At 29.9% G+C, this 23,505-nt stretch carries 15 protein-coding genes; 1 reads left to right on the plus strand and 14 read right to left on the minus strand.

The window, feature by feature from the left end:
- From I0K12_RS12335 to I0K12_RS12390, 12 genes are all read right to left on the minus strand, one after another.
- A partial coding sequence (locus tag I0K12_RS12335; RefSeq protein WP_196888423.1) for a BspA family leucine-rich repeat surface protein occupies positions 1-4,796 on the minus strand: 4,796 nt, incomplete at its 3' end.
- Between the two features lie 391 nt (positions 4,797-5,187).
- Positions 5,188-5,682, minus strand: coding sequence for a hypothetical protein (locus tag I0K12_RS12340; RefSeq protein WP_196888424.1), 495 nt, complete (start codon positions 5,680-5,682; stop codon positions 5,188-5,190).
- A gap of 213 nt (positions 5,683-5,895) precedes the next feature.
- Positions 5,896-6,735 (minus strand): hypothetical protein, encoded by an 840-nt coding sequence (locus tag I0K12_RS12345; protein ID WP_196888425.1) that lies wholly within the window; start codon positions 6,733-6,735, stop codon positions 5,896-5,898.
- A 91-nt stretch (positions 6,736-6,826) separates the two neighbouring features.
- Positions 6,827-9,319 (minus strand): ATP-dependent helicase HrpB, encoded by a 2,493-nt coding sequence (hrpB, locus tag I0K12_RS12350; protein WP_196888426.1) that lies wholly within the window; start codon positions 9,317-9,319, stop codon positions 6,827-6,829.
- 283 nt (positions 9,320-9,602) lie between these two features.
- Positions 9,603-11,180 (minus strand): protein adenylyltransferase SelO, encoded by a 1,578-nt coding sequence (locus tag I0K12_RS12355; RefSeq protein WP_196888427.1) that lies wholly within the window; start codon positions 11,178-11,180, stop codon positions 9,603-9,605.
- 85 nt (positions 11,181-11,265) lie between these two features.
- Positions 11,266-12,279: a nucleotidyl transferase AbiEii/AbiGii toxin family protein gene (locus tag I0K12_RS12360; RefSeq protein WP_196888428.1), complete on the minus strand. Its 1,014-nt coding sequence runs from the start codon at positions 12,277-12,279 to the stop codon at positions 11,266-11,268.
- Positions 12,272-12,871: a DUF6088 family protein gene (locus I0K12_RS12365; protein WP_196888429.1), complete on the minus strand. Its 600-nt coding sequence runs from the start codon at positions 12,869-12,871 to the stop codon at positions 12,272-12,274. The genes I0K12_RS12360 and I0K12_RS12365 overlap by 8 nt, the downstream gene beginning before the upstream one ends.
- 123 nt (positions 12,872-12,994) lie before the next feature.
- Positions 12,995-13,132, minus strand: a complete 138-nt coding sequence (locus tag I0K12_RS12370) for a hypothetical protein (RefSeq protein WP_196888430.1) — start codon at positions 13,130-13,132, stop codon at positions 12,995-12,997.
- A gap of 377 nt (positions 13,133-13,509) precedes the next feature.
- The gene (locus I0K12_RS12375; RefSeq protein ID WP_196888431.1) at positions 13,510-14,043 is read right to left on the minus strand and encodes a hypothetical protein; all 534 of its coding nucleotides are present in this window, start codon (positions 14,041-14,043) and stop codon (positions 13,510-13,512) included.
- A 204-nt stretch (positions 14,044-14,247) separates the two neighbouring features.
- Positions 14,248-15,159 carry a DUF3883 domain-containing protein gene (locus tag I0K12_RS12380; protein ID WP_196888432.1) on the minus strand — a complete coding sequence of 304 codons (912 nt, stop codon included), beginning with the start codon at positions 15,157-15,159 and terminating at the stop codon, positions 14,248-14,250.
- 668 nt (positions 15,160-15,827) lie between these two features.
- Positions 15,828-16,526 (minus strand): LytR/AlgR family response regulator transcription factor, encoded by a 699-nt coding sequence (locus I0K12_RS12385; RefSeq protein ID WP_196888433.1) that lies wholly within the window; start codon positions 16,524-16,526, stop codon positions 15,828-15,830.
- Positions 16,523-17,590 carry a sensor histidine kinase gene (locus tag I0K12_RS12390; RefSeq protein ID WP_196888434.1) on the minus strand — a complete coding sequence of 356 codons (1,068 nt, stop codon included), beginning with the start codon at positions 17,588-17,590 and terminating at the stop codon, positions 16,523-16,525. Before I0K12_RS12390 ends, I0K12_RS12385 begins: the two co-directional genes overlap by 4 nt.
- A 458-nt stretch (positions 17,591-18,048) precedes the next feature.
- Here I0K12_RS12390 and I0K12_RS12395 point away from each other — a divergent pair, with 458 nt between their 5' ends.
- A complete protein-coding gene (locus tag I0K12_RS12395) occupies positions 18,049-20,220 on the plus strand; it encodes a DUF5916 domain-containing protein (protein ID WP_196888435.1) in 2,172 nt (723 codons plus the stop codon).
- Between the two features lie 473 nt (positions 20,221-20,693).
- Here I0K12_RS12395 and I0K12_RS12400 read toward each other — a convergent pair whose 3' ends face one another.
- Together I0K12_RS12400 and I0K12_RS12405 are read right to left on the minus strand one after the other, a co-directional pair.
- Positions 20,694-21,797, minus strand: a complete 1,104-nt coding sequence (locus I0K12_RS12400; RefSeq protein ID WP_196888436.1) for a PIN-like domain-containing protein — start codon at positions 21,795-21,797, stop codon at positions 20,694-20,696.
- A 7-nt stretch (positions 21,798-21,804) separates the two neighbouring features.
- Complete coding sequence (locus I0K12_RS12405; RefSeq protein ID WP_196888437.1) at positions 21,805-23,346, minus strand: DUF262 domain-containing protein; 1,542 nt, start codon at positions 23,344-23,346, stop codon at positions 21,805-21,807.
- Positions 23,347-23,505 lie beyond the last annotated feature (159 nt).

The following is a 23,505-nucleotide window of genomic DNA, read 5'->3' on the forward strand; positions in this document are numbered from 1 at the left end:
TCGTTAATAGTAATTTCAACACTAGAACTATTTGTACAATTTCCATTAGTTGTGTATGTGATAGAGTAGGTACCAGGCGTACTTTCAGAAAGATCAATAGCACCAGTATCTGTATCTAAAGCTATTCCTGTAGTACTAGAAAATGTTCCTCCAGTTAAACCAGAAATTGTTGGTGATGGATCTGCATCTTCAACACAAAAACTAGAAGTATTGTAAGCAAATGTAGCATCATCTAATTCGTTAATAGTAACTTCTACACTAGAACTATTTGTACAATTTCCATTAGTTGTGTATGTGATAGAGTAGGTACCAGATGTACTTTCAGAAAGATCAATAGCACCAGTGTCCGTATCTAAAGCTAATCCTGTAGAACTAGAGAATGTTCCTCCAGTTAAACCAGAAATAGTTGGTGATGGATCTGCATCTTCAGCACAAAAACTAGAAGTATTGTAAGCAAATGAAGCATCGTCTATTTGTGATGTAGTTATTGTAATAGTTTCACAAGAACTTGGTGTCGTACAACCTCCTTCACCTCTTATATAATAAATAGTCGAAGTTTCTGTCGGTGTTACTGTTATGCTCGAATCAGTAGTTGTTCCTACAAGCGTTTCTCCACAAGAACCAGTATAAATGTGCCAAGCTGTAGCATCATTTAGGTTACCTGAAATAGTTAGAGTTACACTATCTCCAGTACAAATTGCACTTGAGTTAGCTGTTATCGTTGGTACATCAGGTTCTATACAAAGTGGTGCACATATTATAGAAGGTGAATATTGAGAAGGACTAATGTCAAAGGCTGTTGAATCATTAAATTCCCAATTTAAATGATTATTTATTTCACCCCTAATAAATGTAGATGTTCCACTAAGAGTTCCAGTATATTTAGCATTGTTCATTTCAGTTCCAACAACAGGGAAAAGAGAAATACAGTCAGTTGCATTTGTTAAACCAGTAGGTAGTTCAGAGTGAGCAGCACTTAATGGTGCTAATGAAGCAGAATTCCAAAAAGTATTTGGATCTAATGAGTTAGGTGTACCAGCTCCGTCATCTCCATGAATTCCTGAAATAAAATTTATTGCTGTAGTCGGTCTAGAAGTAGCTGCTTGATATACTAATACTTGGTCTCCATCTTCTAAAGACCAGTCAGATCCTGAAGAAAGCGTAGCTGTTCCTCCATTAGTAACAGAGAAATTATTTGGAGAAGATTCATTAAACATGATAACACTACCACAAGATAACCCTTCAGCTGGTACAGTATAAGTAATGTGTCCTTCGTCTGTTCCTGTCCATGTATTATTAAGATTATCCCATCCTTCTTCTGTAAAATAAATAACTTCATTTCCTGGGATATCTGCCAACACGATAAATGTGAAATTATCATTTGTTGAATTGCTTGAATCTGTATTGTAACCAATAAATGCAATGTCTCCTGCAACTAAATTTTTCGCATTTGATGGGAGTGTAACTTCTGTTGAAACAGTGTTTGTTATTATTGGTAGATTGAAATCAAAATAAATACTTGCGTCACCACTCATGATATCTCCTATTTCAATATCTGATTTTGGTTTTATTTTATATGCTATGTAGCCATGACTATTTGGTTCATCTGCAGCTTCATGTGGTAAGTATATATTATCGAAAATATACTCCATTTCATTTCCATTCTTTATTTCTACTTTAAAATCATGACTAGCACTTGTTATTTTTAAAGTACTCCAATCTAAATTTGGATGTAAGTTTTCCTTTATGGATACATTAATTGCACTTGCAGATCCTGTATTTTGAAATCTAATAATGTAATCTAAATAGTTGTCTACTTCGCTAACATCAATTGAACTTCCTTGTAATACTTGTTTGTCATTTGGATCATATGCATTCACTACAATTTGATCTAATTGGTAAGTATTATCATTTGGAGTATAATCATTTTCTTCTGGCTGAACTGTAGCTGTAAAACTTAAGATGTCATCTCCATTTACTGTTGGAGGTGTAAAAGTTTGCATTACAATATCAATTTCATGTTTTTCAAAAGGAACAAGACTTCCTATCTGAAAATCGATACTATTTGCGGTAATGTTTGTTTCTGCAGGAGTTGCTGAAACAAAGGATTGCATTGTATCATCAAAAGTTAAATTAGCCGTAATATCATCAATAGATTCTGTTCCAATATTTTCAATAATTAATTTATAATCCGCCTCAAATCCTGGTCTAGCTTCCTCAATTGGTAATAGTAAAATATTTAAGTCATTTACTTGTTGGTTTGCAGTAAGACAGAAATTAATTTCCTCACTTGAAGAATCGCTAAATGTTACTTCTGCTGATGGTGGATCGACTGTGAAATACGATGGTAAATTGTTTACAGATACAGTTAAAGATGTATTACTTACAGAGATATCATAGTTTCCATCTTTTATTAAATTTGAGTAGCTTATATCATTATTACTTGCGTTTATAAAAATAGAACTAAGGTCAATATCTTCTGTATCACAACCATTAGCATTTTGATCATAAGATACAGTTCCAAATACATTATTACACTCCTCTGATAATGTATGAGTGATTACCCAACCGTAATCATTGATTAAAGAATCTACAACATCTTGATTGCAATATTCAACATTAAGAGCTCCTAAGGTTACTGATTCTAATTCTAGATTTAAAAATTGAGATAAAAGCGCATCATAATTTTGAATATCTAGACCTGAACGATCTAAAAAAACGCTTAAATATAAGCCATCATTAAATTGCCAACTAGATAGATCTTGATTAAATGCGAATGTATTTTTAAACATTGAATTCATATAAGTAGCATTTGAAATGTTCCAAGTGCTTATATCTTGATTAAAAGCACGTGCATTATAAAACATCCCTGTAAAATGGGTTACATTTGATGTATCCCAATTATCTAATGGTTGATTAAATAATTTTGCATAATCAAACATATGGGTCATTTTCTTTACTTGGGATACATTCCAATTATTTAAAGGCTGATTAAATGCAAATGCACGTTCAAACATTCGTTCCATATAGATTGTGCTTGATACATTCCAATTATTCAATGGCTGATTAAATTCAGATGCTTCATTAAACATATCTGACATATTGATAACATTTGATGTATCCCAATTATCTAGTGGTTGATTAAATGAAGATGCTTCATTAAATAAACTTAACATATGTGTCACATTAGAAACATCCCAGTTATTTAATGGTTGGTTAAATGAGGTAGCTTCTTTAAATGTTAAATTTAAATATTTTAAGCTAGATGTATTCCAGTTGTTTATGGACTGATTAAATGAAGAGGCTCCTTTAAATAAATGTCCCATTTGTTCCACATTAGATACATCCCAGTTATCAAGTGGTTGGTTAAAGGAACTTGCTCCTTCAAATAAACTATACAAAGCAGTTACATTGGATACATCCCAGTTATTTATAGAACCATTAAAACTAATAGCATTCATAAATAAATAACTCAAATTATCTACATTTGAAACATCCCAGTTATCAAGTGGTTGATTAAATGAATTTGCTTCTTCAAACATGTGACCTAAATGAATAAGGCTACTAGTATTCCAGTTATTTAGAGGTTGATTAAAATCTGTTGCTCCTTTAAACATACTTATTGTAGAAGTAACTGATGAAACATCCCAGTTATCAAGTGGTTGGTTGAAATTTTTTGCATTTGAAAAAACTCCTCCCATTGTAATAACACTCGATACATCCCAATTATTAAGTGGTTGATTAAAACTTATAGCATAATTAAATAAATTATTCATATCTTCTACATTTGAAACATCCCAATCATTTAAAGGTTGGTTAAATGAAGCCGCCTCCTCAAATAGAGAAGTTAAAGAAGTTAAATTAGAAACATCCCAATCATTTATAGCTCCATTAAAACTAGAAGCATGATGAAACATACTACTGATATTTTCTAAATTCGAAATATCCCAATCACTTATTTCTCCATTAAAACTGGTTGCATAATAAAACATTTTACTCATGTCAACTACATTTGAAACATCCCAATTATTTAATGACTGATTAAAATCTATTGCTTCATAAAACGCTCTTCTCATAGAAGTTACATTTGAGACGTCCCAATTATTAATTGGTTGATTAAATGCCTCTGCTTCATAGAATATTTCAGTTATATTATTAAGATTACTAGTGACCCAGTTGTTTAAAGGTTGATTAAAACTTGTAGCACGATAAAACATACTATCCATATCTTCTACATTCGAGACATCCCAATTATTAAGTGGTTGATTAAATGAATATGCTCTCTTAAACATCTCTTTCATTGTGGTTATGTTTGATACATCCCAATGATCTATAGATTGATTAATACTACTTGCACCACGAAACATCGCTTTTAAACTTGTAACTTCTGTTAAATCAGGCGCATCTGAAGCATTAATAACTAAATTACTACAACCTGAAAAAGCGTCTTCCATTGATTTCCATTGTATATCTCCCCATTGTTCTACACTTTTTATTTTTAGTCTATTGGTAGAAGATGTATTAGAGACTAAAATCCTTGGAAAATCTCCAGTGATGCTAACTGAATAAATCCCTGCTTGCGCATAAGTATGATCGACTTGATCAGTAACATTTGTTAAAATTGTTCCGTCACCAAAATCTATGGTGTAATTATAAATATCTGAAGCATAAGAAGATGTTTTAATACGTATATCTAAACTTCCATCTTGAACTTCCCAAGTAGTAATAAAAGGTTCTTGTGCATGGATAGCTGTAGTTACCCATAGAAAAAATAAAAAAAAGATACTTTTTTTCATAATGTGCATTTTTATTTAACGTTTATTTGAAAGAAAAAACGATTTAAGAATTAATCGTTTTTTATGAATTTTTTTCAAATATATGTAATTATATTGTTATTTAAAGTTGTTATGCATTGTAATTTGTAATTTTGTTTTAGAGTGTAATTAATTTAAGTTCATCCAGCAGGTATGATAAATATGTTTACACACTTTATGGTTTGTAGATTTGATAAGGATTTTTGAAAAGTATTTATAATGCGAAAAGAAATCAAAATTTACATAATTAGATATTATCATGTTTAATTTAGTATAAAGTTATGAAGATTGACAAATTCCCCTCTCGAGAGGGGCTAGGGGTGTGTTTTTAATTAAACAAAATTCTCTTATAAGATTTTAAACCTGATGATGTTTATTCTTCTCTCATCAAATCAATAAACCGAATCACTTGACATCTTGTGTGATTTAAGTCTAATTTTTTAGATTTAATAATTTCTAATTTTAACTTTTTTATAGATTTCAATAATTCACCTTCAGGGTAAAACTCATGTAGAATAAAATCCATAAGCCAACAGATGAAATTTAGAATTTCCTCCATTTGATGATTTGTATCTATTTTTTTTATGTTTGAAATAAGTTTTTGAATTAATTGGTCAAATGCTGCTTGGTCTTTTTCATTAAATAACCCTAAATAAGTAAATGGTAATAGTTCTTTATTGTTGCTAAATTTATATTCTGCTTTATCAATGATAGCATTCATTTGCATAAAATAAGATTCTTTTACCGATGTATGATATTGAAGCGTTTTATTATAAAACTTAGTATGCCATTTTTCATATTCATTATAAGTTTTATTTTTAATATGAACATCCTCTTCAAATTTTAAGATAAATTCTTTAACAGTCATTTTTATAGTTTTAAGTTTTAGTGTAATTTATTCTAGTATTTTAATTATATAACGAATAGGTTAACATATTTGAAAAATACTTTTTAAGTAAATATTTTCACGTCTAATTTAGTATAAAGTTATGAAGATTGACAAGTTCCCCTCTTGAGAGAGGCTAGGTGTGTGTTTTAAATTAAACAAAATTCTCTTATAAGATTTCAAATGTGTTAATGCTTATTCTTCTTCAGAAATTCTAATTCCATTTTTATAAAAATCTTTTTCTTCCCAATTTTCAAAAACATGATTACTTTGACTTGGATATAAACGTTTTTTTAAAGCCTCAAAATCAAATTTTAAATCAAATTCAGAGTTGTTTATTTTAGTTATTAAAGCTATTGCTGGATAAATTTTTAAATTGGAATAAGCAATTAATTTATGATGTCCATCTAAAATAAAATATTCTGAAATCCAATCTGCTTCAGAAGTTTTTGATATAAAATCAGAAGAAAAGATAATAGCAAAAGGTCTTTTTCCTTTTTTAATTTCTTCTTCAAAATATTTTACTCGATCCCAATTTATATTTGATTTTGGTTCTGTAGCTATAAAACAAATTGAATTCAAATCATAATAATTATAAGTATAACTATCGATTCTTAGATTTTTATCTGGTTTAAAGTTTTCATCTTTTTCTATTGCAAATTCTATATAAAATGATTTCAAGTGTTTTTTTTCGAAATTATCAAAAGAGGTTCTATAATAAAAGAATTGTCTATTTTCAGAATTACAAAAACTTAAAGAATATTCACCATTTTCAAAAAGGGACAAAATAGGTTCTAATAATTCAAAAAGAGAATCTTTATCATTTGTAAAATCCTTGTTTAAATTCATTTGTATTTTATTCCTAACAGTTTCTCTAAAATTATTTTTATCAGGAAAAATACATAAATATTTAGCCAAAGACCCTGCACAATCATACCAAGAAAAAGAAAGTGGAGCTTTATAACTAAAATAACTTCCAATATCACTCATTCCAATGGATATTAGACTTAAACCTTTTGTAATTTTAAATTTCATAGTTATTTTTTAACAATTTTATTTTTAATATTTTTCGAAAATAAAAAAGACCAATGATTACACAAAGGTCTTTCATTAATTTATTCCCAATCTACTTCCTCTCCCTACGCTTCATACTTCCTTTAATCGCTTCTTCTTCCCAAGGTTTTTCTGGCCAAAAATGTTTTTTATAGCGCATTCTTAAATCTTTTCGAACCTCAAAATAAGCATTATCCCAAAAACTTTTAATATCTGAAGTAATCTGTACAATTTTAAAACCTGGAGAAAGTAAATGCATTAAAACATTTATTTTTCCATTGTTTACAGTAGGAGTTTCTTTCATTCCAAAACATTCTTGCAAACGTACTGCTAAAACAGGTTCACTACCATTTGCTTGATATTTTATTTTGATAAACGAACCACTCGGAACTTCAATTCTACTTGGAGTCAGTGTTTTTAATTTCGATTGCAATTCTGGTTCTAAACTATATTCTAAAACCTCTTTCAGATTAATTTTCTTTAAATCTTCTGGTTTATTAATATCTCTCAAATACGGAGCTAACCATTCTCCATTTGTTTCCAATAAAGTTTTCGTATGCACATCTGGAAAACCAGCTTCTGGATTCCATTTTCTTAAAGATAAAACCTTATTTTGCCATTGCTCCACATCTTCATTCCAATCCAATAAATGTGCTCCTTCTTTTTTAATCGCATTTGTAATTGCTTCTAATACCAAATCTTCATCCGCATCTGCAATTGGCGTACTTTTCAAAACAATACTTCCAATTCGTAAATCTTCCGTAGCGATTAATCCTCCTTTTTTCGTATTCCAAGTAATGATTTCTTTGGTTTTAACTAAAGGCATTAAATCTCTCGGATTTAAAGGAGAAGCCATAAATATTTTCCCAACACCATGTCGGTCGTTTACATGTGCAATTGCCAACCAAGATTCATGTGCCAAATCATCACGATGTCCTGCGGTTGCAGACTTTCCATTCGCCATTTGAAATTGTGCATTATTTCCAGGTCTAGCACAAGCAATTCTTTCTGGATAAGCATAAGCTAATAAAATTCCAGTTTCATAATCATCAAATGTAGAATTATCAACAGGAATGTTCAGCATGTTTCGATATTGTGCTGCAATTTTCTCAATACGAACCAAACGTTTTCCTCCAATCTTTTCGCTTCTAAATCGTCTCAAAGCTTCAATTCTCAGATTGATATTTATCCCAACTTCTGCCGAAAGCGGATCTCTTTCTTCCAAAAGAGGAGCGATGTCGGTTGCCAAAGCAAGCTGTTTGTTTTCTTTTGCTTTAATCAACATATGCGCAATACGAGGATGCGTCGGCAAACGATGTAATTCTTTTCCATGCTCCGTAATTTTATTCTGTTCCAAAGCTTCCAATTCATGTAGAAGTTCCGAAGCTTGTGCAATATGTCCTTTTGGTGGAGGTGTAACCCAAGATAAATCTTCGGCATTTACAATTCCCCACTGTGCCATGTCCAAAACTAAAGAAGTCAAATCAGCATCTTCAATTTCTGGTCTTCTTTGTTCATCCAATCTAGATTGTGTTGCAATAGACCACATTCGATAACAAGTTCCAGCACTCAGTCTTCCCGCTCTTCCCGCTCGCTGATCTGCTGAATCTTTTGCAATTTGAATGGTCTCCAAACGTGATAATCCTGTATTTGGATTAAATTTTGCTGTTCGCTCAAAACCAGAATCGATTACTACTTTTACTCCTTGAATAGTCAAACTTGTTTCTGCAATATTGGTTGCTAAAACTACTTTTCGTTTACCGTTTTTATTAGGAACAATTGCAGAGAATTGTTGCTTTGCAGGAAGCTGACCATACAAAGGATGAATCATGATATCTTTCAAACTTTGTTTTAAAATATCTTCACATTTTCTGATTTCTCCTTGTCCTGGAAGAAAAACCAAAATATCTCCTTCATGATTTTTTATAACATCTTTAATCACTTTGGAAGTAAGTTCTGGTAAAAGTCGCATATCACTTTCTCCTGTATAGTGAATTTCCACAGGATATTGTCGACCTTTACTTTCCACAATAGGAGAGTTCAACATCTTCGAAAGTTCTGGCATATCCATCGTTGCAGACATTACCAAAACTCTTAAATCGTCTCTCAAAATTGCTTGTGATTCTCTACAAAGCGCCATCGCAACATCCGCATGAATACTTCGCTCATGAAATTCATCAAAAATGACCAATCCTACATTTTCCAAAGCATTATCTTCATGAATCATTCTAGTTAAGATTCCTTCCGTCAATACTTCAATTTTAGTATTTGGTCCAACTTTACTTTCAAATCGAATTCGATATCCAACAGTTTCTCCAGCTTTTTCTCCCAATAAATCCGCCATACGATTTGCAATCGTTTTCGCAGCCAATCTTCTTGGTTCCAACATCAATATTTTCTTGCCTTCCAACCAAGGTTCGTTTAATAAAGCTAAAGGCAATAAAGTACTTTTTCCAGCCCCAGGAGGTGCTTTCACAATTAAAGTATTGGATTCCTGTAATTTCTGCTGAATCTCAGGAATTACGTCTTTTACAGGTAAATCTATATTTTGGTATTCGAATTTCAAATTTGTCTGTTTTATAAATAAAATAAAATTCCCCTCTTTTAAAAGGTTAAAGATATACTCTCTTCACTCCCAATAATCAGTTCCCCTCTTGAGAGGGGCTAGGGGTGTGTTAATTATCACACGGTGGCTGAGGTACTCGAAGCCACATCACTTTCGGCAGGACTCCCAATCCGGTGGCTGAGCGAAGCCGAAGCCCAATCATTTTCCGTTCTCAAAGAAAGCCCGATTTCGAGAGCCTCAATCTCCGAATTATCACACGGTGGCTGAGCGAAGCCGAAGCCCACTACGAACTACAAGAAAGCATTGAACAACCAGGTTTTACTCTTGCCCATTCTGGACGTTTTGCAAACCATTTTTCTGCACTTTTTTGAGTGTCATAAGGTTTTTTTAGAAGTTCTGCTAATTCGTTTATGATGCTATAATCTCCTTTATCTGCTGCTTCGATAGCCAATTGAGCCATATAGTTTCGCAACACATATTTAGGATTTACAGCATCCATTTTTTCTTTTCGTTCTTTGTCTGTTAAAGTCTCTTTTTCTAATCGGTTTAAATACATACCAAACCAATCTTTCCAAGCTGTTAGAATTTCTCCTTTAAGTTCCTCTGGTTTATAAAAAGCATCTTTAAAAGGCGCTAAAAATTCCCCAGAAGTATCTTCTTCCATGTTTTTATTTTTAGAAATGTCACTCAAATGTCTAAAGAAAATAGTCATATCAGTTTCTGTCAGTTCTAAGACATTTTCTAATTGTTGGATTAAGGCAAAATCATTTTCTAGTGTTTTTTCTAGACCCAATTTTGCATTCATCATCTCTATATATTTATCAAAATACTGTTCTTGATAAGCATTTAATATTTCTTCTAAAGGTGCAGCATCTTCAATAAGTGGATATAAAGCATTTGCCAATTTTACCAAATTCCAAAGCGTAATCTGAGCCTGATCTCCAAACTGATAACGTTTATGTTCTGCATCTGTAGTGTTTGGTGTCCAGCCTCTCTCAAAAGGTTCTAACCAACCATAAGGACCATAATCAATTGTCAATCCAAGAATCGACATATTATCTGTGTTCATCACACCATGTACAAAACCAACGCGTTGCCAATGAATCACCATGTCCAAGGTTTTCGCACTCACTTCTTTTAATAATTGAATATAACCTTCCTTATCACAAGTAAGTTGCGGATAAAACTCTTGAATGGTATAATCCACCAATTTCTTCAAAGTTTCTGTTTCTCCTCTTGAAGCGAAAATCTCATAACTCCCAAATCGTAAAAAAGAAGGAGCTACACGACATACAATTGCACCTTTTTCATAAGCTGCATTGCCGTTGTAGAACATATCTCGCATAACTTCGTCACCAGAAAGTGCCAAAGACAAAGCTCTTGTAGTCGGTACACCTAAATGAAACATTGCTTCACTACACAAATACTCTCGAATAGAAGATCTCAACACAGCAAGACCATCTGCGGTTCTCGAATATGGTGTTGCTCCAGCACCTTTCAATTGTAATGTCCAGCGTTTGTTTTTGTGTTCTACTTCTGCCAAATTGATTGCTCTTCCGTCTCCTAATTGTCCAGCCCAATGTCCAAACTGATGTCCTCCATAGCACATTGCATAAGGTTTTGAATCTGGGATAAGTGCATTTCCTGTAAATATATTCAAGAATTCTTCTGACTGGGTTTCTTCCTCCGAAATTCCTAATAATTCGGCAACTTCTTTAGAATGATGTAATAGGAGTGGAGCTTTCGTTTTAGTTGGTTCCACAAAAGAATAACAAGCCTGACGCACTTGTCGTCTGGTATTTTCTACAATCGGATCGCTTGGTAATACGTCCGTAAAAGTATTGTTGATCTGAAACTTCATTTTTGGAGTTTTGGTTCTTCGCAAAAATAAGGATTTCCGTAGAAAGTAAAGTGTGAAATAAAATTCCCTTTTGAAAGCTATTTTTTCATAATAAATTGATCTGAAAATCTAATTGATATATTTTTTCTTGAAAAGTTGAAAGTTGTTTTAATAATAGTTTGAAGTTAGGAGAGTCTCCATAAATCATTTGTTCTTGCATTGTTTTATAATCTTTTTCCCAAGCTTCTAGTATAACTGGTGGTGGTAAAAAAGAGAGTGTTTTTGGTTGATGTAAATTGTAATCAATACCGCTTATTTTTGTAAAACGTTTTCTATGATTAACAATAGTTTCATATAAGTTCTTATTTTGAATTGCATTCATAGCATGAGGAGTATGAATAATTTGGTAAATATCATATAAATGTCTACTCAAGCGATCTACTCTAATTTTTTCTTTTGGTTTTTGAAATTCTTCATGTAATAAAAAGATTTTTTCTAAAAAAGTTCTTTCAGGTAATACTGAAGGTATTTTAATCGCTTCTTGTGTGAATTCTTTATTATGAAAAACGTCATCCACTAATGATAAAATAGCTGTTTTATCAAAAGGCTCTTGTAAAGATCGACAACCAATTTCAATTTGAACACGAGGTCGAATATATCCGGGAGATTTAACGATAGAAGGGTAGTAAACTCCAATTATAACAGGATCTTGATCACTAGAAGTTATAGTTTCTAATTCTAATTTTACATCGGTTAATCCATTTGAATTGAAAAGATTTTTTAGTTCTTCAAGTAAGTTTGATGTGATATAATGATTAGCAGCTTTTCTTAACTTAGTAATTTGTTTTTTACCCAAATCTCCTGAAAAACCAAAAAATGTTCTATCCACAGCTAAATCAATATCTTCAGAGAATCGTTCAATTAAACCCCAAGATTTACTTAAAGAAGTTCCACCTTTAAAAACTAAATGATTTCCAATTTCTGTTTGAAATAATAGTGTTAATGTTTGTACAACCCACCAATCTTTTTCAATAGCATACGCTGGTAAATTGTGTTGCACACTAACATTTTGGTAAATACGTTTTTTACTATTTTCAGGGATATTATAAAATCTATTCATCTACTGCTTTTTTAAAAATCTTTTTTATCCATTGTGGAGCCAAACTCATATCGTGTTTTAATATTTTAGAGTTCTCTTTTTTCAATAAAGATATGAATTGTTTTTCTTCATCTTCAGTAACTTGTTTTTTTCCTATTTCTTTTAAAGCTTGTATGACCAATCCACTAATAGCTCCTTTTGCTAATAAATTTTTTGGAGTAGTATTTTTTAATTTAATTGTTCTTTTCCCAATTTTAATTACTCTCGCTGCACCATCAGTCAAAAAAACCAAGTTTAGTGGAATTTGTGTACTTAATCCAAGGGCATGAAGTGAATAAGTTCCTGTTGGAATTAATTTTATCTTATCTCTTCTAGCAATTGCTTTTACAACCTCTTCTGCTGTAGGCATCACTTCTCCAATAAATTCATCTACTATTGGGCGTACATATATTCCATGAGCTACAGATTTGATAATTTCTTTTTCTTTTAACCTTTGTAATGCTTTTCGAATAGCTTCATCAGATCCAAATGATTGGAAATCATTTGGGAAAAATAAACTTCCTTTTGGCTTTGCTTTAATGCTCTTTTCTATTTTATCTTCTACACTTTGCATATTTGACTATTAAAGTTGTCACAAATTTAATGAGAATTTGTGACAAATATGTCACAAATATTTATGAAATATGTGACGAAAACAATAAAGGGTTTAGTGTTTGTTTTAAAATTATGAAGTTTTTTACTCTTGGTTACCAAAAGAATAACAAGCCTGACGCACTTGTCGTCTGGTATTTTCTACAATCGGATCGCTTGGTAATGCGTCCGTAAAAGTATTGTTGATCTGAAACTTCATTTTTGGAGTTTTGGTTCTTCGCAAAAATAAGGATTTCTAAGTAGAATTATAGTTCTAAAGTAACCTCTAGACTATTATTCATAATTTTAGAAAAAATTGATTATTAAACATTATCAAGTTTGATTTTGTATAAAGATATACAAGTTGTCAATTTCCCCTCTTGAGAGGGGCTAGGGGTGTGTTTTGGATGAAACAAAATTCCCTTATAAGATTTTAAACGTGATAATGTCCATTAAAAGAAAGGGATATTTGGAGCTTCCCTTTTTCCTTCCGCTTCGTTAACACTTCACTCCAGAAAAAAGGTCGGGCTATCCGCACTCGCTTTTTTTGGCAGAAAAGCCAAAAAAGAGCTCAGACAATTGCTCCTATCCCTAAGCCAAAAAAATAATGGAATTAGTGGTTTATTTGAATTCCCACTGAAATTCATTCATTATAAATTTTTCAAGGAAGGTGAATTTAGTTTCTTTTTCATTGCTATATGGGAATTTAGTATAGAAATAGAATTGGTTATATTTTCCATTCTTTTTTTGCTCCACTACATATAAAGAGAAAGGTTGATGATGAGTGAATTTGAAATTTTCTTGGGATTTATATTGAAAAAGGTTTAAAGAATCCATTGTTTTAAAAAAATTTGCAACACCATTCAAAGGTTTTTTTCGTTCTTGATTGAAAAACTTTCTCTTTCCTTTTTTTGTTAATCCTATTTCAACCAGTTCAGATTGTTCATTAAAAATACTATCATTTGATACCGTAATTATTCGATCTATTGAAGAACCATTGTTTACCCAAATTCGAATTATATTATTTGATTCACTGCTCTGAATAGGAAAGAGTCTTTCTCCAGAATATCCTAAATTCCTAAATGGCATAACGTATTCTTTCCCTGACGAACAAGAACAAAAAATGATTATTAATATTAAAAGAAGTTTTTTCATAGTTTTATTTTTAATGTTATTTAATATAGAAATTTTCAAAAAAGCTAAATATATAAATAAAATACTTTTAAATTAGAATAAAATTATTATTGTAATTATTGATTTTATTATCCGTTTTTATCACCATCATATATTAATACAATTGGATTATTTATGATTTTTTATTGAAAAATAGAACCTTACTTATATAGAAATTTTATAATATTAAGAATCTGTATGAAGAGAAACATTAAAACTTACAGGTTCAAAATTGAAATTATTATCAATAGTTGGGTTTTTAAGAATGTTAAGCTTTGGAGATTTACTCATACAATCAGATACTAGATATATAAAATAATTTTCTTTAATTTTTTTTGCTGCATTTATTTCATTTATAGTCATTATAAAGTTTTTAAAAACTTTACCTGTTGTAGATTTTACTTCAATAGCGATTAATTCACTATTGTTATTATAGAAAGAAATATCATAACCAGGTGTTTCACCAATATTAGCATGCCATTTGAGAGTTTTTTTTTCATTTGATGTCAAGTTTTTTTTAAGATAATTTAATACATGATTCTCACCTTTATCACCAATTGACTTCAAATTTATATTGTAATTACCTGTGTTTATTTTTGATTCAGATATTTTTTTTATTCCTTTGGGATAGGGTTTTAAAATATTTTCCTCAACTAAATTTAAACAATCTTCATCAGTAAAGTAATTGTTTTCAGCAAGAGAAATTATTTTGTGATATACTTCTTTAGATGTCGATCGCACTCCATCTCTCCAATAATTTGATTTTTTATTTTGGGGAATTATCTCAATATATGAACCGTTTTCAACTTTAAAACTAACAGCTTTTGTAAAAGGAATATAATTTATAATTTCAGCAAAATAGTTCTTTTCATTGTTACCATCTTTCCATATGTTTCCTATTTCACCAAAACCAAAATAATGAGGGTCTTTTGAAAGTCTTGATTTTAAATAAGAATTATCTTTAATTCTACCTTTGTAATAAATGATTTTTGTACCAGGTTGAAGATGTTTTAAATATTTTTTTGGAAAATGATATATACTTCCTGTTTCATCATTCCATTGTGATATGTCGTTTTCAGTTATTATTGTAAAAGCCATTGTTTTTGATTAAGTAGCCTATTTGTTTTTTTGATAAAATTACTATTTTAACATAAAAAAAATAGTTTTTAAAGCTTTTTGATTATAAAAATTAGAAAAAAGTAGTTTTATTATTTACGATGATTGATATGAGTTATGAGAGCTGTGTTTTAAAGTGTTGAAAATCATTGTTTTAAAATGTAAATGTAACGAGGGGAAGCGGAAATGTAAAGGAGAAAAACGGGAATGTAATGTGGAAAAACGGAATTGTAACGTGGAAAAATAGAAATGTAACGTAGAAAAACAGAAATGTAACGTAGAAAAACGGAAATGTAACGAGGAAAAATGGAAATGTAAAGGGGAAAAACAGAAATGTAAAGGGGAAAAATGGAAATGTAATGAGGGAAAACGGAAATGTAACGGGGAAAAATGGAAATGTAATGAGGAAAAATGGAAATGTAATGGAGAAAAACGGAAATGTAATGAGGTAAAACAGAAATGTAATGAAGGAAAATGGGAATGTAACGGGATTCGGTTCCCTTCAGTTGCTTGTTATAATTAACACACCCCTAACCCCTCTCAAGAGGGGAACTTGATATGGTGTTACGGTTATGTGTTGTATATTAGGGTGATAGTTTATTGGTTTAGAAGAGAGTTTTTATCTTGATTTATAATATTTATATAAAACTCTAAAACAACCCAACATTTTCACGGTAATTATCTCCGATAGGAATTTCAAATTTTCCGATTTCGATATCATTTTTTGTATAAGCCGTGATTTTTTCTTTATTGATAATATACGAACGATGAATTCTTATAAAGCGTTGATCTAGATTTTTTTCAAAAGAAGAAATACTAAACTTCGTCAGATGCGTTTCTGTGTTCGTATGAATTTTAATATAATCTTTCAGACTTTCTACATATAAAATCGTGTCCAAAAACACTTTTACATGCTTTCTGTCTTTTCGGATATAAATAAAATCGGTTTTCGTTTCCGTTTTTGTTTCCAAAACAGGAATAGGAACAAGCTCTCTTTTTATTTTTCTAAACTTTTCAATTCCTCTAAAGAATCGCTGAAAAGTAATCGGTTTCAAAATATAATCTACAGCATTCAAATCAAAACCTTCTACGGCATAATCTCTATAAGCAGTCGTGAAAATTGCTTCGGGTTTGTTCAATAAATTCTTGAAGAATTCCGTACCTTTCAAAACAGGCATTTCGATATCCAAAAACAATAAATCAATGGTGTTTTCTTGCAATATTCTACTTGCCTCAATAGCGCTCGCACAAGAAGCTATCAATTCAAAATCATCTAATTGCGACAAATGTGTTTCTAATAATTCTCTTGCCAAAGCTTCATCGTCAATAATCAAACATTTATATTTCATTTCTCACACAATTTTAATTCTACTCTAAAATTCTCTTTATTTTCTTCAATTTCTAAATTATAATCCTCTTGATACAATAATTCTAATTGCTTTTTTACATTTGAAATTCCGATACTTTTCTTCTCAGAAGCTACTTTATTTTTCGCAACAGAATTTTCAATAGTAAAATAAACACAATCGTCTTTTACAGAAATATTAATACGAATAAAAGCTTTGTTTAATTCCTGCGAAACTCCGTGTTTAAAAGCATTTTCAATAAAAGTTAGCAAAATCAAAGGAGCTATTTTTATTTCTTTTTCTACATTTTGCACAAACTCGATAGAGACACGCTCGCCATATCGAACTTTCTCCAAAGCCAGATAATTTTCAATCAATTCCAACTCTTTAGAAAGCCAAACATATTTATCATTACAACCATAAAGCATATAATCCAAAATCTCGGAAAGTTTCGCGATAACTTCTGGTGCCTGATCGGATTTTTTGATTGTCAGCGCATATAAATTATTCAAAGTATTAAACAAAAAATGTGGATTTAATTGCTGTTTCAATGTGTTTAGCTCTGTAGTTTTCTTCTGCTCATTGATTTGTAATAATTTTTGCTGGTCTTTATAAAATTTGTAGATAACCAAAAGAACTGTCGGCATCATAAATTTGATAGATTTTCCAATGAATATACGCCAACTCGTTACATTATTTAAAAAGTTTTTTAAAGATTCATACTTTTCTGTTTTTCCCTCAAGTCTCTCCAATTTTGGTTGAAAATAAAACTCATGAATGAAAATAAAAAGTGCAAAAACCAAGAAAATTGCCATCAATGAACCTAGAATAAACTTTAGATTCTTTTTTGGAGCCAAATATTTTGGAATCAGAAAAAGTAGAAAAGTATATGCAGCGACAATTTCTACAAAAATTATAATAATTCGTGATTCGATTAATTCAGGATATCCGCTGAAATATTTTAGGTCTGAAGTAAGGAAAAAATACAGAAATATTACAATCCAAAACATGATATGTTTCACCACTGGAATATTAAAAAAGCTTCCTATTTTTTTTAGTTGATTCATAAGTCCGCTAAATTACAATTTTAAACCAAACCTCGAAGAATAGTAGATAAAATGCAACTTACTGTAGTTCTACAACTTCTTTTCGTAGACAAAATTCCTTTTCTAAGAAAACCAACTTTCCATACTTCAATAAAGCTGTTTTGTCTACTTTTTTATTTAGCAGTGTGCTGAAATAATAGTTTTGTCGATGTGATGAAGATGGGGCTTCGACTCCGCTCAGCCACCGTGCCAAACCTCGGAGATTGAGCGGAGCCGAAATCGGATTCTCATTGAAGCAAAAAACAAATTCCCCTCTCGAGAGGGGCTAGGGGTGTGTAAACACATAAAGATAAATAAGTGACAAGTTAAAAATACACACCAGAAAAGCTGTCGAATTCAAGAAAGGGGCTTCGACTCCGCTCAGCCACCGTAACTAAGAATAACAAAAACGAAAATAATAACCATAGAAATACTAAAAGATGAAAAAGATTATGCTGTTGTTTCTTCCAGTTCTGCTGTTTTGTAAAGCACAAGCACAGACAGGAAATATAAATTATAGAGAAGCAGAAATAAAATTGGATGGAAAATTGAATGAAGAAATATGGAAGACATTGCCTGCTGAAAATGATTTCTTTAATTACATTCCGAATAATGGAGATAAAGCAGAAAATAATACAGAAGTAAAATTATTTCATAACGGAAAAAATCTTTATATCAGTGCTGTATATGAAGATCCGATGGAAGAAGTGAGAATTGGTTCTTTGAAGCGAGATGATATCAATAATTCGGGAGGAAGAAGTGATTCTTTTGCACTTTTGATCGATACTTATAACCAACAACAATCAGGATATTTTTTTATTGTAAATATGGGAGATGCCTTGATTGATGCTTTAGTTTCAAGAAGAGGAGGAGGATTTCGAATTAATACAAGTTGGAACACAGTTTGGAATGCGAGAACTTCTACAAAAGGAAAACTGAAAATTTATGAAATCGAAATTCCACTAAAAGCACTTGCTTATGAAGAAGGAAATTCGACTTGGGGAATGTTATTTCATACACGAAATATAAAACTAAACGAATGGACAACAAATACACCAATTAATAGAAATTTTAGACAATTTGATTTGAATCAATCCAAAGCTTATAAGGTAGAGAATTTGAGTAAAAGTAAAGCTTCAAAATTTGCAATTACGCCATCATTAACTGCAAATCATCAAGAAGATTTGGAAGAAAATACAAAAGAAACGAAACTTAAACCAAGTGTGGATGTACAATATAATGTGACTTCTTCTTTAAAATTAGATGCAACGATAAATCCAGATTTTTCACAAGTAGAAGTAGATAGACAAGTAACGAATTTAAGTCGATTTTCATTGTTTTTTCCAGAGCGAAGAAATTTCTTTCTAGAAAACAGTGATTTGTTTAATAACTTAGGAGTTGGAAATGTAAATCCTTTTTATTCAAGACGAATAGGAGCAGAAGCAGATATGTTATTTGGTTTAAAATTATCAGGAAATGTTTCTAAAAATACACGATTAGGAGTTTTAAATGCTTCGACTAAAAAAGAAGAAGATATTCCAGCGCAGAATTATGGAGTTTTGGTCTTGCAACAACAACTTTCAAGTAATTTCACTGCAACAGGATTTTTAGTAAACCGACAAGAAACGGATGGATTTACATTTTTAGATAATTACAATCGAGTAGGAGGGGTGAATCTGAATTATAATTCAAAAAATAACAAATGGATTGGTTTGGCAAATGCAGCACATAGTTTTACAAATGATATTTCAGGACAAAATAACTTTTATAATCTAGCAATTTGGAATAATAATTTGAAAATGAATTGGCGAGCTTCTATCAAAAAAGTGGAGAAAAACTATATTACGGATGTTGGTTTTGTTCCTCGTTTGTATAATTATGATGCAATAACTGAAGAAACTATTAGAGAAGGTTATACGCAGGCAATTGGAAGATTTAGTCTTCGTCGCTTCCCGAAAGATTCTAAAATTATAGATAGTCATCGATATTTCAATATTTATAATAGTACTTATTGGGATGATCAAGGAGTTCTTTCGCAGTCTTCAACAAACATAAATAATGATGTGGTTTTTAAAAATATGTCATCGCTTTATGGAGGAATAAGTCATAATTATATCAATTTAAAATATGCTTTTGATCCTCTAGGAAATGGGAATTATATACTTCCAGAAACTTACCAGTTTACTAGACTTACGATCGGATATGATTCTGCGGATAGAAGTAAGTTTCAATATGGAGGAGAATTTAGAATAGGAGGTTATTATAATGGAAGTAGAACAAGATTTAATGTAAATGCACAATATAGATTGCTTCCTTTAGCAAGATTTCAAATGCTTTATGAACAAAATGATATTGATTTAAAAGAATTAGGGAGAGAAACATTTCATTTAGCAAGATTTATCAGTGAAATATTCTTCACAAATCGACTGAATTGGACAACGTATGTGCAGTACAATACACAGTTTGATAATTTCAATATCAACAGTCGATTACAGTGGGAATACAAGCCTTTGTCTTATGTGTATCTAGTGATTTCAGATGATTATAACGAAAGTCTTCACAGAAAAAATTGGGGAATTGCTTTTAAATTGAATTATAGGATTGATGTGTGAAATAAGAAAATAAATAAGTTTCAAGTATAATTAATTTGTAAAAGCATCTCGAATATTTTGAGATGCTTTTTTATTTTGGGCGAATCCCTTTTTCTTCTAAAAAAAAGAAGAAAAAGGGTCGAGCTTTTCGTTTCAAGTTTTCTTCTTCCAAAAAAGTTTTTCTAACAAATACGTGGGCTTCTAAGGTCGCCTCCGTTTTGAAAGAAAAACTAATTTTTGCAAAAACAAAAGCTTTTTACTACAATCTCTTTCGCAGAATTTCTACTAGATAGTTGAGTTTTCTCAAAAAAAAGACCTTTGAGATTTCAATGGTTCTTTAGAGTTGTTTATAATGGGTTTACATAAGATAGACTTGAAATAGTTTAAAATAGATTGTGAAAATCATAAAGAAAATCTATTGATCAAATCTTAAATAATCTATGGATTTTAATTCATAAGTAGTATTTATTTTGTAGTCCATATAAACTGATGATTTACTTGTCTTTATTAGATTCTAATAAAATCATATTATAGTTAGATATATTTGAAATAAATTTTGAATTAAATCGACGCTCCAAATCAGGAATATTTGGTAATAAAACATTAATAAAATGTAATTTATTATCAGTACTAGACTCAGTATCAATACTATATCCTTTGTTTTTCATTTCCGATGTTAATATGTTAAAATTATCAGAATCTCCTTTTAATGTTAAATAGATTTGTTTAATATCTTCTTTCTTCAGAATAGAAGGTCTATAATTTTTAACTTCTTCAATTACATCATTAGCTATTTTTTTCTTAAGATATTGATTTGAATATTCTAAAAATTGAAATGGTTTATAAAAATGAATATTTTTTCCAGTTGCAGTATGAAATTCTTTTATTAATTCTGGTCTAGGAGCTATAGTTTTTCCTTGATGTTCAAACCACCAATCTTCTTTTCTGTCATCTAATACAAACAAAACATTAATATTTGATTCTTTAGCTTTTCCAATTATTTCTTTCCAAAGAATTAAATCACCATATCTTTCATTTTCAGGTTTTTTAATATCACAATAACCTGGAGGGATTTTAGTTTTATAGCGTTTTTCTCCTTCTTTTTGAAGTTTTAATAATTCGTCTGGAATAAAAGGCTGACCAACTTTGTCTTTAAATGCTATATTAACTTTATCTAATATCGAATCTGTTTTAAGGTTAAAATCATATGTTTCTTTTTTCTTTTTGATCTCTAAATTTAAATCAATTTTTATTTCAACTATTTTAGTAGTCAACGATTCAGAAAAGAAAGGATTTCTATTTCTATTTTCAATTTCATTAATTAGTTCATGTATCTTCTTTTCGAAATCAGAATAACTTTTTTTTTGATCACTAATAACAGCTATTCGATTTCTATTAAATTCAAGTCCAACTTGATAGGGTAACCATACCCTTTCATTTAATTCTGAAATTATCTGAAGAAAATTATCTGAAGTATTAGTAGAATACCTATATAAATTTAATAATACATTAGTATCAAAAACAATAATAGAATTATGCCAAATCTGTTTTAATAATTCCCCATCAATTGGTTGATATTCTTGAAATGTGTTTTTCATAGTTTTATTATTGATATTTCTTCCAAAATGATTTGATTTTTCTCTCGAATGATTCTTTACTTTTAACAAAATTCATTAATTGAAATAATGCATGTAGGTCTTCTCTAATTGAAATCTTATTCTTTTCTATTGATTGAATAGATATTTTAGAAACAAAAAACCAAAGAGCATAAAAACTTTGCTGAGTTCTTCTACCTGATGTAGATACATTACATATCTTCTCAAAGTTTTTATTCAAAACATCAATTCTATTAACTGAATCATCTTCAACAATTGATTTAACCTTATATATGAATACTTCACTTAAGTCATTACATGCTTTGATTAAATTTTCTTTATTTTTAACATCTTCAAGAATTTTTGTAACATCAGTTTTTGATTTTAATCTAAAATTGATTTTCTCTCCAATTTTATAATATTCTAATGGTTTGAAATCTAATGAATCACAGTTGTCTTGGTAGTATTGTAAATAAGTAAAAGCAGTGTATATATTTTCATTTTCCATTCTTTTATTATTTTTCCTAAAATAAAACCAATTAATATTATCAGACATTGTAGATTTTATAGATTCTATAATGTCTTTATCTATATATGAATTCCACATTTCAAATGTGTTTTCTTTAATAGGATAAGGCTTACTATTTAAACGTAAAAAAAGGTCTATTGGTTCAAAATCTTTATTATACCTACTATTAATTTCAATAATCCAAAGGTCAAAATTATTTATTTTCTTAACCTGTTCTGATGTCAATTTATCAACATTACATCCATGTAAATCATTTAAAATCCCATTATTTAAACTTAATGAATATCCGTGTTTATTTGATTTTTGTTTATTACCTTTTTCATCTAGATATTCTTTTTTCAAGAAACCTAATATAGATAAAAGTCTTTGTTGGCCATCTAATACCTCAGAAACACCATCTTTTCTTTTATATACAAAAATAGGAGGTAATTTTATTCCAAGCAGAATACTTTCAATTATTGCAGATGATTTATTTCTATTTTTAACTTCTTCTCTCTGATAGGGAGGACGTATTAAAAATCGTTGACGCTCCATCTGTCTACATATATCAACAATTGTAATTGATGATGGTTCAGGTTTATTAATACGTAAATCATCAAAACTTGTTTCCTTTTGTTCAGGATTTTTTACATTTTTATTTAATTTATTTTCTTTTTTAAATTCTGAAGTTGTTATTAAATAATCATCAAATGATATATTTAGTTTTTTTGCAAAATAATCACCCAAAACTGTATATCTTTTCTGAAGTTCTTTTGCAAAGGAACTTCTATCCATTTTAAAAGAATCCTTATTTTTGTTAACAAAAATAACTAAATCAGCAATGAATTTTTCATTTATTATTTCAAGTGAATTGTTGTTTTCTTCAATAATTGATAATGCCCAAAATATACATTCAGAAATAAGTCTATTATAGAATAAGTTTTTTGTTGTAGATTTAGTTTTTATTTTCTTTAGGATATTTATTTTTTGAATCAGTTTATTATAAATATTTTCAATGTTCCCTTCATCTACCTGTGAAGACAATATTTCATAATATTTAGAGATAACTATATCTTTCTTTATTAAACATTATCACGATTAAAATTGTATAAGATAAAAAAAGACTTCAAAAGGTTATAGTTTTGTTTCTACCAAAAAATAATCCTAAACCTCCGAAGTCTTGAGCAAATTTAATTCATTATT

The organism is Aureivirga sp. CE67 (genome assembly GCF_015767245.1).
In the GTDB taxonomy this organism is placed as follows: Bacteria; Bacteroidota; Bacteroidia; order Flavobacteriales; family Flavobacteriaceae; genus Aureivirga.

Coding starts and splice junctions, on each gene's coding strand:
- I0K12_RS12375 (WP_196888431.1), bottom strand. CDS start 14,043: ATGAAAAAACTTCTTTTAATATTAATAATCATTTTTTGTTCTTGTTCG.
- I0K12_RS12365 (WP_196888429.1), bottom strand. CDS start 12,871: ATGCAAAGTGTAGAAGATAAAATAGAAAAGAGCATTAAAGCAAAGCCA.
- I0K12_RS12355 (WP_196888427.1), bottom strand. CDS start 11,180: ATGAAGTTTCAGATCAACAATACTTTTACGGACGTATTACCAAGCGAT.
- I0K12_RS12360 (WP_196888428.1), bottom strand. CDS start 12,279: ATGAATAGATTTTATAATATCCCTGAAAATAGTAAAAAACGTATTTAC.
- I0K12_RS12390 (WP_196888434.1), bottom strand. CDS start 17,590: ATGAATCAACTAAAAAAAATAGGAAGCTTTTTTAATATTCCAGTGGTG.
- I0K12_RS12385 (WP_196888433.1), bottom strand. CDS start 16,526: ATGAAATATAAATGTTTGATTATTGACGATGAAGCTTTGGCAAGAGAA.
- I0K12_RS12345 (WP_196888425.1), bottom strand. CDS start 6,735: ATGAAATTTAAAATTACAAAAGGTTTAAGTCTAATATCCATTGGAATG.
- I0K12_RS12380 (WP_196888432.1), bottom strand. CDS start 15,159: ATGGCTTTTACAATAATAACTGAAAACGACATATCACAATGGAATGAT.
- I0K12_RS12400 (WP_196888436.1), bottom strand. CDS start 21,797: ATGAAAAACACATTTCAAGAATATCAACCAATTGATGGGGAATTATTA.
- I0K12_RS12340 (WP_196888424.1), bottom strand. CDS start 5,682: ATGACTGTTAAAGAATTTATCTTAAAATTTGAAGAGGATGTTCATATT.
- I0K12_RS12395 (WP_196888435.1), top strand. CDS start 18,049: ATGAAAAAGATTATGCTGTTGTTTCTTCCAGTTCTGCTGTTTTGTAAA.